At 72.5% G+C, this 11,568-nt stretch carries 10 protein-coding genes and 1 pseudogene; 8 read left to right on the top strand and 3 right to left on the bottom strand.

Annotated features, from left to right (window positions below):
- Positions 1 to 8: 8 nt before the first annotated feature.
- Genes ACZ7LE_RS10850 through ACZ7LE_RS10840 form a run of 3 tightly spaced genes read left to right on the top strand, consistent with a single transcriptional unit; the run spans position 9 to position 3,288 of the window.
- Complete coding sequence (locus ACZ7LE_RS10850) at positions 9 to 953, top strand: carbohydrate ABC transporter permease (RefSeq protein ID WP_470403313.1); 945 nt, start codon at positions 9 to 11, stop codon at positions 951 to 953.
- Positions 950 to 1,768, top strand: coding sequence for a carbohydrate ABC transporter permease (locus ACZ7LE_RS10845; RefSeq protein ID WP_470403312.1), 819 nt, complete (start codon positions 950 to 952; stop codon positions 1,766 to 1,768). The genes ACZ7LE_RS10850 and ACZ7LE_RS10845 overlap by 4 nt, the downstream gene beginning before the upstream one ends.
- Entirely contained in the window at positions 1,765 to 3,288 is a 1,524-nt protein-coding gene (locus tag ACZ7LE_RS10840; RefSeq protein ID WP_470403311.1) for a mannitol dehydrogenase family protein, read from the top strand. The genes ACZ7LE_RS10845 and ACZ7LE_RS10840 overlap by 4 nt, the downstream gene beginning before the upstream one ends.
- A 90-nt stretch (positions 3,289 to 3,378) precedes the next feature.
- Here ACZ7LE_RS10840 and ACZ7LE_RS10835 read toward each other — a convergent pair whose 3' ends face one another.
- Positions 3,379 to 3,558 (bottom strand): CsbD family protein, encoded by a 180-nt coding sequence (locus tag ACZ7LE_RS10835; protein ID WP_470403310.1) that lies wholly within the window; start codon positions 3,556 to 3,558, stop codon positions 3,379 to 3,381.
- 173 nt (positions 3,559 to 3,731) lie between these two features.
- Between ACZ7LE_RS10835 and ACZ7LE_RS10830 the strand changes: the two genes are divergently transcribed.
- Complete coding sequence (locus ACZ7LE_RS10830) at positions 3,732 to 4,163, top strand: DUF4383 domain-containing protein (RefSeq protein ID WP_470403309.1); 432 nt, start codon at positions 3,732 to 3,734, stop codon at positions 4,161 to 4,163.
- 88 nt (positions 4,164 to 4,251) lie between these two features.
- Positions 4,252 to 4,794, top strand: coding sequence for a DUF2127 domain-containing protein (locus tag ACZ7LE_RS10825; protein ID WP_470403308.1), 543 nt, complete (start codon positions 4,252 to 4,254; stop codon positions 4,792 to 4,794).
- 3 nt (positions 4,795 to 4,797) lie between these two features.
- Here the strand turns inward: ACZ7LE_RS10825 and ACZ7LE_RS10820 are convergent, their stop codons facing one another.
- A complete protein-coding gene (locus ACZ7LE_RS10820) occupies positions 4,798 to 5,367 on the bottom strand; it encodes a TetR/AcrR family transcriptional regulator (protein ID WP_470403307.1) in 570 nt (189 codons plus the stop codon).
- Between the two features lie 130 nt (positions 5,368 to 5,497).
- Here ACZ7LE_RS10820 and ACZ7LE_RS10815 point away from each other — a divergent pair, with 130 nt between their 5' ends.
- Together ACZ7LE_RS10815 and ACZ7LE_RS10810 are read left to right on the top strand one after the other, a co-directional pair.
- Complete coding sequence (locus ACZ7LE_RS10815) at positions 5,498 to 7,336, top strand: flavin-containing monooxygenase (RefSeq protein ID WP_470403306.1); 1,839 nt, start codon at positions 5,498 to 5,500, stop codon at positions 7,334 to 7,336.
- A 79-nt stretch (positions 7,337 to 7,415) separates the two neighbouring features.
- Entirely contained in the window at positions 7,416 to 10,232 is a 2,817-nt protein-coding gene (locus tag ACZ7LE_RS10810; RefSeq protein ID WP_470403305.1) for a cation-translocating P-type ATPase, read from the top strand.
- Positions 10,233 to 10,262: 30 nt separating this feature from the next.
- Here the strand turns inward: ACZ7LE_RS10810 and ACZ7LE_RS10805 are convergent, their stop codons facing one another.
- Positions 10,263 to 10,634: a hypothetical protein gene (locus ACZ7LE_RS10805; protein ID WP_470403304.1), complete on the bottom strand. Its 372-nt coding sequence runs from the start codon at positions 10,632 to 10,634 to the stop codon at positions 10,263 to 10,265.
- A 198-nt stretch (positions 10,635 to 10,832) separates the two neighbouring features.
- Here ACZ7LE_RS10805 and ACZ7LE_RS10800 point away from each other — a divergent pair.
- Positions 10,833 to 11,568: pseudogene (locus ACZ7LE_RS10800) on the top strand (hypothetical protein); the annotation flags it as partial.

The raw sequence follows: 11,568 nt of genomic DNA, 5'->3' as shown, positions 1-11,568 counted from the left end.
AGGGCCCCATGACCGTTCTGATGTCCGCCCCGACGAGCCGTCGGCCCCCGCGGACGACACCTACCGGGAAGCAGAGCCGCCGACGCCGGCTGGCCGTCTCGCGCGCCCTGCTCTGGCCCGCGCTGGCCACCTCGATCGTCCTGACCCAGATCCCGTTCGTGCTGACCATCTACTACTCGCTGCAGCGCTGGAACATGCTGCGGCCGGGCGACCGCGGGTTCACGGGTCTCGACAACTACGTGACCGTGCTGCGCGACGGCTCGTTCCTGTCGTCCCTCGGCGCGACCGTCGCCGTCACCGGCACGTCCGTGGTGGCCTCGACCCTGCTCGGCATGCTGTTCGCCGTGCTGCTGGACCGCAACTTCGTGGGGCGCGGCGTGGCCCGGACCCTGATGATCACACCGTTCCTCGTCATGCCCGCCGCCGCGGCCCTGGTGTGGAAATGGTCCATCCTGGACGCCGCGACCGGCATGGCCAACTGGGGCCTCGGCCTGGTCGGCCTGCCGCCCGTGGCCTGGAACACCGAGCTGCCCATGCTCACGATCATCCTGGTCCTGACCTGGCAGTACACGCCGTTCGCCATGCTGATCCTGCTGGCGGGGCTGCAGGCGCAGGACCGGGACGTCCTGGAGGCCGCCGCCGTCGACGGCGCCGGGGCGCTGCGCACCTTCGGCTCGATCACGCTGCCGCACCTGCGCCAGTACGTCGAGATCGCGGTGCTGCTGGCCTCGATCATGCTGCTCCAGGTCTTCGACCCGATCGCGATCATGACCCGGGGCACGGGCGGCACCAAGACGTTGTCCTACCTGCTCTACGAGCGGGCGTTCGTCGGCCTGGAGGTCGGCGAGGCCGCCGCGTACGGCGTGATGACCGTGCTCGTCACGATCGTCGTCGCCTCGGTCGCGCTGCGCACCCTCTTCAAGGTCTTCTCCACGGAAGGGATCGACCGATGACGTCCTCACGCCTGCGCGCGGGCCTGATCACAGCGGCGACCTGGGTGCTCGTGCTGATGTTCTTCTTCCCCGTGGCCTGGATGGTGTTCACGGCCTTCAAGCCCGAGCACCAGGCCGCCACCATGCCGCCCACGTTCGCCCCCGACCTCACACTCGACCAGTTCGACGCGGTCTTCGCGCGCGACATGCTGCCGTACCTGATCAACTCGCTCAGCGCGAGCCTCGGGTCCACGCTGCTCGTCCTCGTGCTGGCCGTCCCGGCCGCCTACGCGCTCAGCATCCGCCCGGTCGCCAACGTGCGCGACGCCCTGTTCTTCTTCATCTCGACCCGGTTCATGCCGGTGGCCGCCTCGATCATCCCGGTCTACCTGCTGCTCCAGTCCGTGGGCGGGCTCGACAACATCACCTGGCTGACCATCCTCTACGTGGGCGTCAACCTGCCCATCGCGGTGTGGATGATGCGGTCCTTCCTCGCCGAGGTGCCGCGCGAGGTCATCGAGGCCGCGCAGCTCGACGGCGCCCGCCTGGGCACCGAGATCTTCCGCGTGGTCCTGCCCATCGTGCTGCCCGGCGTCGCCGCCGCGGGCCTGATCTGCTTCATCTTCGCGTGGAACGAGTTCTTTCTCGCGAACCTCCTCACGGCGCAGGTGGCGCGGCCCACCCCGCCGTTCCTCACGAGCTTCGTGGACGGGCGCGGCCAGTTCCTCGCCGTCCTGTCCGCGGCCGCGACCGTCGCCATCGTCCCCGTCGTGCTGGCCGGGTGGGTCGCGCAGAAGCAGCTCGTCCGCGGCCTGGCGATGGGAGCGATCAAGTGACGCTGGACCTCGCCGTCCCGCTGCCGGGCGCGCTGCCCGACGCCGGGACCGGCGCCGCCGCGCCCGCCGTCAGCCTGCCGCCCTACGACCGCGCCGGCCTCCGCGTCGGGATCGTGCACCTGGGCGTCGGCGGCTTCCACCGTGCGCACCAGGCGCTCGCGGTCGACGAGCTGCTGCGGCGCGGCGAGGCCCGCGACTGGGGCATCTGCGGCGTCGGCCTGCTGCCGGGCGACGCCGCCATGCGCGACGCGCTGCGGGCGCAGGACGGCCTGTACACCCTCGTGACCAAGCACCCGGACGGGCGCTTCGACGCGCGGGTGGTCGGCAGCATCGTGGAGTACCTGTTCGCGCCGGACGACCCGGAGGCCGTGCTGGAGCGCATGGCCCACCCGGACACCCGCATCGTGTCGCTCACGATCACCGAGGGCGGCTACGGGTTCGACCAGGTCACCGGCGAGTTCGACGCGACGGCGCCCGCCGTCGTCGCCGACGCCCGGCCGGGGGCCGTGCCGGCCACCGTGTTCGGCTACGTGGTGGAGGCCCTGGCGCGACGGCGGGCGCGCGGCCTGCCGCCGTTCACCGTCATGTCCTGCGACAACGTGCAGGGCAACGGTGACAAGGCCCGGACCGTGTTCGCCGCCTTCGCGGCCCTGCGCGACCCGGACCTCGGCCGGTGGGTGCACGACGAGGTCGCCTTCCCCAGCTCGATGGTGGACCGCATCACGCCCGTGACCACGGACGCGGACCGGGCCCTCGTGGCCGAGCGGCTCGGCGTCGCGGACCGCTGGCCTGTGGTGGCCGAGCCGTTCTTCCAGTGGGTGCTGGAGGACCGCTTCCCGCTGGGCCGGCCACCACTGGAGCACGCGGGCGTACAGCTCGTGACCGACGTCGAGCCGTACGAGCTGATGAAGCTGCGGCTGCTCAACGCGAGCCACCAGGCCATCGCCTACTTCGGTTGGCTGAGCGGCTACCGGTACGCGCACGAGGCGATGGCGGACCCGGTCGTGGCGCGGTTCGTGCGCGACTTCATGGACCGCGAGGCGACGCCGACCCTGCGGCCGGTCCCGGGTGTCGACCTCGACGAGTACAAGCGCTCGCTCGTGGAGCGGTTCGCCAACCCGGAGGTGCGGGACACCCTCGCCCGGCTGTGCGCGGAGACCTCGGACCGCATCCCGAAGTGGCTGGTGCCGATCGTGCGCGAGCAGCTGAGCGCCGGCGGCGAGATCGTCCGGTCGGCGGCGATCGTCGCGAGCTGGGCCCGGTACGCCGAGGGGACCGACGAGCAGGGCGAGCCCATCGACGTCGTCGACCGGCTCGCGGAGCGGCTCGTGCCGCTCGCCCGCTCGCAGCGCGGCGACGCCGTGGCGTTCCTGCGCAGCCCGGACCTGTTCGGGTCCCTCGTGACCGAGCCGCGCTTCGTCGCCGCGTATCTCGACGCGCTCGGCTCGCTGCACCAGGCGGGGGCCCGCGCGACGCTGGAGGCACTCACCGGGGGGACGCCGCGGCCGGACCACCCCTGACCAGGCAGCTCACGGCTGCGCTGCCGGCGCTGGGCAGCGCGACGACGGGCGTCGGCGGCGGCTGAGTTCCGGCCCAGCCGCCGGATCGGCTCAGTCGCTCTTCTTGAAGACGTCCTTGACGTTCTCGCCGGCCTTCTTGAGCGAGGCCTTGGCCTGGTCCGTCCGGCCCTCGGCCTCCAGATCCTCGTCGTCGGTGGCCTTGCCCGTGGCCTCCTTGACCTTGCCGGTCACGTCCTCGGCCGCGTGCTTGAGCTTGTCGTCGATGCCCATGACGTCCTCTCCTTCGTTCAGGGACTCCTGGACTTTCACCTTCGCCCCGGTGGCCCTCACTCGCCACGGCAGCGTGAGCCGCGGCGCAGAGAAGTCGTCGTAAACCCACCCCATCCGGACCTGTCTCGGCTCCGAACCACCTGCGAGAACGCCGAACAGAACGGAGTAACGCCATGACGCAATCCATGTCCTCGACGCGCACTCGCGGGGTGTCCCAGTGGCTCGCCCTGACGATCGGCGTGGTCTACCTGCTGGTCGGAGCCGTGGGGTTCCTCGTGACGGGGTTCAGCGGCTTCGCCGAGCACGATCACAGCCAGACGCTGCTCGGGTTCGCGGTCAACCCGTTGCACAACATCGTGCACCTCCTGATCGGGGTGCTCGGGATCAGCCTGTGGTCCACCGTCGCCCGGGCGCGGACGTTCGGCTGGCTGCTGGTGGCCGGGTACGGCGCGGCGTTCGTGTACGGGCTGTTCGCGGTGGGCAACCCCGAGATCAACTTCCTCAACATCAATGCGGCCGACAACGGGCTGCACGCCCTGAGCGCCCTGGCGGGGCTGGCCATCGCGCTCTGGCCGCAGCGCAAGACCGCAGCCGCCGCCTACTAGGCGAGGCTCCTCGGACGGGCCGGCGCGCGACACCCGTCGCGCGCCGGCCCGTTGTCACGCACGGCCCCGGGTACCAGAGTGGTGATCCATGAACGAACCGGTGCGGCGACGCCTGCTGGTCGAGACCGCCTTCGTGCTGGGCGTGCTGGTCAAGGGCCTGGACGGCCTGGTCGAGCTGGTGGCCGGGACCGCGCTGCTGGTGCTGCACCAGGACCGGATCGTCGCGCTGACCCGGGCCGCCGTCGCGGAGGAGCTGCGGGAGGACCCCCACGACCTGGTGGCGCACCTGCTGCTCGACGAGGCGACGGGGCTGGACCACGGCGCCGCCGTCGCGGGCGGCCTGTTCCTGCTGCTGCACGGCGTGGTCAAGGTGGCGATCGTCGTCGCGCTCCTGGCGGGGTCCCGCCGGGTGTACCCGTGGGCCGTCGGCGCGCTGAGCGTGCTCCTGGCGGTCCAGCTCGTCCAGCTGGTGCTGAGCCCGGGCATCGGCGTCGTGGCGCTGGTGCTGCTCGACGCCCTGATCCTGGCGCTGACCTGGCACGAGTGGCGCGTCGGGCGGTCCTTCCACGACGCGTGGCGCAGCGTGGTGCACGGCTGGTTCCCGCGTGCGTCCCCGCCCGCGGGCGCGTGACGGTCAGCCTGCCGTCGGCGGCTGGGTCGTGAACAGGCCCCGGTGCAGGATCGCCCGGGTCGTGCCCAGGCGGGCCGGCGTCTCCACGGCGTCGGCGGCGGCCTGGACGGCCATCACCATGGGCAGCGTGAGCAGCACGTCCCCCGTGCCGACGCCGGGGTGCACCCGGCCGCTGGACCGGGCCCGGTCCAGCAGCGGGTCCAGCGCGGCCGCCGTCCGGGCGGCCAGGTCGGCGGTGCCGGGCATCCGGCCGTCCGCGACGACGCGCGCGAGCCACGGGGACTCGAACTGCACGTCGAGCAGGAAGTGGTACAGCTGCTCGGCGCCGTCGTCGGCGTCGGCCAGCGCGGCCGCCCGGGTCTCGATGTCGGTGACGTTGTGCTCCAGGACGGCGGAGGCGAGCGCCTTCCGGTTCTCGAAGTGGCGGTGCAGCGTGGTGCGGCTGACGCCGGCCTCGCTCGCGATCTCCTCCAGCGGCACGTCCGGGCCGCGCTCGGCGAACGCCCGGCGGGCCGCCGCGACGAGGAGCTCGCGGTTGCGCACGGCGTCGGCTCGGGGCTGTGCCAGGGTCATTGTCCGAGCGTAACGAGGAGGCTCGGTGAAGGCGGCCCCCCGGGATTCACCCGCTAAACGTACATTGATGTACGGTTCTTCTGCCTCGGGCAACGGCGCTCGGCACCTCACGTTCGCCCGACGAAAGGTCATGACCGTGTCCGAGAACCTGATCCGCCCGAGCACCGACCCGAGCACCGACCTGAGCGTCGACGTCGATGCGTTGCGCGAGCGGTACCGCCACGAGCGGGACCGGCGTGTCCGGCCGGACGGCACGGCGCAGTACCGGCGTGCCGCGGGGGAGTTCGGCTATTACGCGAAGGACCCGTACACCGAGTGGGCCGAGCGGGAGCCGTTGACCGACCGGGTCGAGGTGCTGGTGGTGGGCGGCGGGTTCGGCGGCCTGCTCACCGGCGCCCGGCTGCGCGAGGCCGGCGTCGAGTCGCTGCGGATGATGGACGAGGCGGGCGACTTCGGTGGCACCTGGTACTGGAACCGGTATCCGGGCATCCACTGCGACATCGAGTCGTACGTGTACATGCCTCTGCTGGAGGAGACGGGCTACGTGCCGCGGTGGCGGTACGCGCCCGGCGAGGAGATCCGGCAGCACGCCGTGCGGATCGCGGAGCACTACGGCCTGTACCGGGACGCCGTCTTCCACACGCGCGTCACGGAGCTGCGCTGGGACGACGACGCCGACGAGTGGCTGGTGCGGACCGACCGCGGCGACAGCATGCGGGCCCGCCACGTCGTGGTCTCCTCCGGGACCCTCTCGCAGGCCAAGCTGCCCGGCATCCCGGGCATCGAGGACTTCCGCGGCCACACCTTCCACACCAGCCGCTGGGACTACGGGTACACCGGCGGCACGGCGGACGGCGGCCTGGCCGGGCTCGCCGACAAGCGCGTCGCCGTCATCGGCACGGGTGCTACCGGGCTGCAGGCGATCCCGCACGTCGCCCGGGACGCGGCACACCTGTACGTCATGCAGCGCACGCCGTCGTCGGTGGACGTGCGCGACAACCGGCCCACCGACCCGCAGTGGGCGGCGAGCCTGCGGCCGGGCTGGCAGAGCGAGCGGATGGAGAACTTCCTGGCGATCCTGGCGGGGGAGGACGTCGCGGAGGACCTGACCCAGGACGGCTGGACCGGCACCGCACGGCTGCAGCGCCAGATGATCACGGGCGCCGTGGACACGACCCTCGACCCGGCGGAGCGCGAGCGGCTCGACGAGCTGGCGGACTTCGTCAAGATGAACCAGATCCGTGCCCGGGTCGACGAGGTGGTGACCGACCCCGCCACCGCCGAGGCGCTCAAGCCCTGGTACCGGTACATGTGCAAGCGGCCGGGCTTCAGCGACCAGTACCTGCAGTCGTTCAACCGGCCGAACGTGACGCTCGTGGACACGGCGGACCACGGCGGGGTGACCCGGATGACCGAGACCGGCGTGGTGGTGGGCGAGGACGAGTACGAGGTGGACTGCGTCATCTTCGCCACCGGCTTCGAGGTCGGGGTCTCGGGCGTGGTGTCGGGCACGCTGCCCGTCCTGGGCCGCGGTGGCGCCCCGCTGCTGGGCGCCTGGGCGCGCGGCCCGCGCACGCTGCACGGCTTCTACACCCACGGGTTCCCCAACCTGTTCCACCTGGGCGCGGCGCAGAACGCCAACTCGGTGAACTTCGTGCACGTCCTGCAGGAGCAGGCCGGGCACATCGCCGCCGTCGTCGCCCGCGCCGCCAAGACCGGAGCGCGGTACGTGGAGCCGACCCTGGCGGCACAGGACGCCTGGGCCGCCACCATCGCGGAGGTGGGCGAAGGGCAGGACAACTCGGCGTTCCTGGCCGAGTGCACGCCGGGTTACTACAACGGCGAGGGCACCCGGAAGGGCGGCGCGCCGACGGGGTACAGCCCCGGGCCGGTCGCCTTCCACCGGGTGCTGGCGCGGTGGCGCGAGGGCGACATGGGCGAGGTGCTGGTTCCCGCCCCGCCCCGGTGAGCCGCGCGCACGCGACGCCGTCGATGCATGATCGACTGTGGCCACCTCGCAGCAGCGCGTCCCGCCGCCATCCGTCCCGATGCCCACCCCGGACCCGTCGGTCCGGGAGGCCGACGACGTCGCCGCCGACCTCGGCGTCGACCCCACCACCGGGCTGACCGCCGCCGAGGCCGCGCGCCGCCTCGCCGCCGACGGCCCCAACGAGCTGCGCTCGCGGCCGCCCGTGCCGTTGTGGCGCAAGGTGCTGGACCAGTTCCAGGACCCGCTCGTGGCGCTGCTGCTCGTGGCGGTCGCCATCTCGCTGGCCGTGTGGTGGGTCGAGGACGCGCACGGCGTGCCCGTCGACGCCGTCGTGATCGCGGCCATCGTGGTGCTCAACGCGGTGCTCGGCCTGGTCCAGGAGAGCAAGGCCGAGAGCGCCGTGGCGGCGCTGCGAACCATGACCGAGGCGATGTCCACGGTGCTGCGCGACGGGCGCCGGGTCACCGTGCGGTCGGCCGAGCTGGTGCGTGGCGACGTGCTCGTCCTGGCCGAGGGGGACGCCGTCGGCGCGGACGCCCGGCTGCTGAGCGCGACCGCCCTGCGCGTCCAGGAGTCCTCCCTGACGGGCGAGAGCGAGGCGGTGCTCAAGGACGCCGCCGTGCTCGCGGCTCCGGCGCCGCTGGGCGACCGGTTCGACATGGTCTACAAGGGCACCGCCGTGGCCCAGGGTGTGGGACGCGCCGTCGTCGTGGCCACCGGCATGAGCACCCAGATGGGCGACATCGCGCGGCTGCTGGACTCGACCGAGGAGGAGGTCACCCCGCTGCAGCGCGAGATCGCGCACGTCAGCCGGGTGCTCGGCCTCACGGTGATCGGCATCGCCGTGGTCGTGATGGTCCTGGCGGCCGTCGTCAACGAGGTGCGCACCCCGGCCGATCTCGTGACCGTGCTGCTCCTCGGCGTCTCGCTCGCCGTGGCCGCCGTCCCCGAGGGCCTGCCCGCCATCCTGTCGGTGGTCCTCGCCGTCGGGGTGCAGGCCATGGCGCGGCGCAACGCCGTCGTCAAGAAGCTGCACTCCGCCGAGACGCTCGGCTCCGCGTCCGTCATCGCGTCGGACAAGACGGGCACCCTGACCAAGAACGAGATGACGATCCAACGGGTGGTCACGGCATCGGGCGAGGTCACGCTGACCGGCGTCGGCTACCGGCCGGAGGGGGAGGCGCTGGCTCGCGGTGCCGGCGACGACGGCGACGGCGACGGCGGGCCCTTGACCGACGAGCGGCTCACCCGCGAGGCGGTCATGGTGCTCGGCGGCGGCTCACTGGCCAACGACGCGCAGCTCGTCGAGTCCGACGGCGAGTGGACCGTCCAGGGCGACCCCACCGAGGCGGCGTTCCTCGTGGCCGCGCACAAGCTCGCCGGCACCGTGGACCGCGTCGCCGGGTTCGAGCGGCGCGGCGAGGTGCCGTTCACGTCCGAGCGCAAGCTCATGTCCGCGCTCGTGGACCCGCCCGGCGACGGCGCGTGGGCGCTCGTCACCAAGGGCGCGCCCGACGCGCTCCTGCCCCGCTGCACCGACCTCCAGGTCGGCGACGAGACCGTCCTGCTCGACGACGACCGGCGGGCCGCGGCGCTCGCCGCCGTCGAGCGGCTGTCCGCGCAGGCATACCGGACGCTCGGCGTGGCCTACCGGCGGGTCCCCGAGGACACCGGGCCCGAGGGTCTGGAGGAGCACGAGTCCGACCTGGTCTACCTGGGCGTGGTCGGCATCATCGACCCGCCCCGGCCCGAGGTCGCCGCGGCGGTGGCCGAGGCCCGCCGGGCCGGCGTCCGCGTCATGATGATCACCGGCGACCACCCCGTCACGGCCACCCGCATCGCGACCGACCTCGGCATCGTGGAGCCCGGCGCCCGCGCCGTCACCGGCACCGAGCTGGACGCCCTGGACGCCGCCGGCCTGCGGGAGACGACGCGCGGCGTCTCGGTCTACGCACGCGTGGCCCCGCAGAACAAGCTGCAGATCGTGGACGCGCTCCAGGCCGACGGCCACGTGGTGGCGATGACCGGCGACGGCGTGAACGACGCCCCGGCCCTGAAGACCGCCGACATCGGCGTCGCCATGGGCATCACGGGGACGGAGGTGACCAAGGAGTCGGCCAAGATGATCCTCGGCGACGACAACTTCGCCACGATCGTCGCGGCCGTGCGCCAGGGCAGGATCATCTTCGACAACATCAAGAAGTTCCTGCGCTACCTGCTCTCCTCGAACATGGGCGAGGTGTGCACCGTGCTGCTCGGCGTGGTGCTGGCCGGGGTGGTCGGCCTGGAGGGAGCCGCCGGGGGCGAGGCCGTGGTCGTGCCGCTGCTGGCGACCCAGATCCTGTGGATCAACCTCGTCACCGACTCCGGACCGGCGCTCGCCATGGGCGTGGACCCGGAGACCGACGACGTGATGGCCCGGCCGCCGCGCGGCCCGGACGAGCGGATCATCGACGGCCGCATGTGGACCGGCGTGCTGAGCATCGGCCTCGTCATGGGCGTGGCCACCCTGCTGACCATCGACATCTTCCTGCCCGGCGGCCTGGTCGAGGGCAGCGACGACCTCACCGTCGCCCGCACCGCCGGGTTCACCACCCTCGTGCTGGCCCAGCTCTTCAACGTGCTCAACTCCCGCTCCGAGACCACGAGCGCGTTCCACCGCATGTTCGTGAATCGGTGGTTCTGGGGCGCGATCGTGCTCGGGGTGCTGCTCCAGGTGGCCGTCGTCGAGGTGCCGTTCCTCCAGGTGGCGTTCGGCACCGCCGGACTGGACCTGGCGCACTGGGCGGTGGCCGTCGGGATGGCGTCGTCGGTGCTGTGGTTCGACGAGCTGCGCAAGCTGGTGTGGCGGTGGCGGCATCCCGCTGGGATGTGAGCGGTGAGCGGTGAGCGGTGGGCGACCGGGTCACGGGGTGACGGCAGAGCCGGGTAGGTCGGTGTATTCCACCGGCTTTCCCGTCCGGTGCGCGTAGCGGATCTCGTGTCGCGTGGACTCCCCGAGGTAGCCGCCCGGGTTGACCACCACGACGCGGTCGGCGAGGTCGATCTTCGCGAGATGCAGGGCGCCGAGCGCTGTCCTCTGTTGGTCGGTGATCGGTTCGTCGGTGATCTGCTGGTCGGTGATCTGCTGGTCGTTCGTCCGGTCGCCGGGGTACCCGAGCTCAGCGGGGGCGAGGACGATCACCCCAGCGAGGGTGAGGTCACGGTTCACCGTGCGGAGCTCCTGCGCGAACCGGGACGAGCCGCACAGGCACACGATCGGTGGGGGGGCTTTCAACGGGCCTCCTTCCTAGGGGCTGCGCCTCATTGTGGATGGTCGTCCCTGACCGCTCGCATCCGGGCAGAGCCCGTTTACGCGGCGGGCAGAAGAACGAGCGCATGTCAGTGGCCGATCCTAGGATCGAACAAACGTCCGCTGCAATGGTGCGTAGCAGACCTGTTTGAGTGGCGTCCGAGTTCAGGGGGAGGTATCAGCATGGGCAAGCAGTGGCCCGATGGCGGCGGTGGCTGGGTGGCGTCCCCGAACGCCGCCGCGCCCGGTGGGGTGCTCGCGGGGAAGGGCGCTCCGGTCGGGCTGGTCGACGACGCCGGGCAGGTCGTGCCCGGCGAGCATGCGACGCCCACGGCGCCCGACGACGATCCCGCGGCCGGCACCATGCCGGACGACGCCTGGCTCGCCGCGCTCTTCGCCGAGGGTGAGGCGCTGTTCCGTGAGCGTGACAGGCGAGCCGGGCCTGGCGTTCCAGCGGAGACTGCCGCGGAGCCTGACAGCCGGCCCTTCGGCCCCGCGCCTCACGACCCAGGCCCCGCGCCTCACGACCCCGGCCCCGTGGCGCTGTGGCCGGCCGAGGTGTTGCGGCAGGCGCTGGCCGGTGCGCCGGGCGCCGAGCTCGCGTGGGTGGTCGCCGAGTACACCGGGCTGGGTGCCGCACCGCACCGCGCCGCCGAGGTCGCACGTGCTGTCGGGTCCGCTGCCGTGGCTGCTGGCGGACCCGCTGTTGCCGACGCTGGGTCGGATCCGCTCGCCGCGTTGTCCGACGACCTGCTGGGCGAGCTGGTCGGCGCGTGCGCACGGCTGCAGTCGTGGGCCGCAGGCGTACAGGCACATGCGGTGGCGGAGCGGGCTGCGCGGGAGACGAGTCCGTTGGCTCATGCGTCGTTGGTCGGGCAGGTCACGGCGGAGTTGGTGGTGACGCAGGTTGAGGGGTCGG

It is taken from the genome of Promicromonospora sp. NPDC110617, from assembly GCF_055598465.1.
Note: the sequence above shows the minus strand (reverse complement) of the source record. Positions and strands in the feature narration are given on the sequence as shown.

Excerpts from the sequence above, each read along its gene's own strand:
- ACZ7LE_RS10810 (WP_470403305.1), top strand. The coding sequence starts at position 7,416 with ATGCCCACCCCGGACCCGTCGGTCCGGGAGGCCGACGACGTCGCCGCC.
- ACZ7LE_RS10845 (WP_470403312.1), top strand. The coding sequence starts at position 950 with ATGACGTCCTCACGCCTGCGCGCGGGCCTGATCACAGCGGCGACCTGG.
- ACZ7LE_RS10850 (WP_470403313.1), top strand. The coding sequence starts at position 9 with ATGACCGTTCTGATGTCCGCCCCGACGAGCCGTCGGCCCCCGCGGACG.
- ACZ7LE_RS10815 (WP_470403306.1), top strand. The coding sequence starts at position 5,498 with ATGACCGTGTCCGAGAACCTGATCCGCCCGAGCACCGACCCGAGCACC.
- ACZ7LE_RS10825 (WP_470403308.1), top strand. The coding sequence starts at position 4,252 with ATGAACGAACCGGTGCGGCGACGCCTGCTGGTCGAGACCGCCTTCGTG.
- ACZ7LE_RS10830 (WP_470403309.1), top strand. The coding sequence starts at position 3,732 with ATGACGCAATCCATGTCCTCGACGCGCACTCGCGGGGTGTCCCAGTGG.
- ACZ7LE_RS10835 (WP_470403310.1), bottom strand. The coding sequence starts at position 3,558 with ATGGGCATCGACGACAAGCTCAAGCACGCGGCCGAGGACGTGACCGGC.
- ACZ7LE_RS10820 (WP_470403307.1), bottom strand. The coding sequence starts at position 5,367 with ATGACCCTGGCACAGCCCCGAGCCGACGCCGTGCGCAACCGCGAGCTC.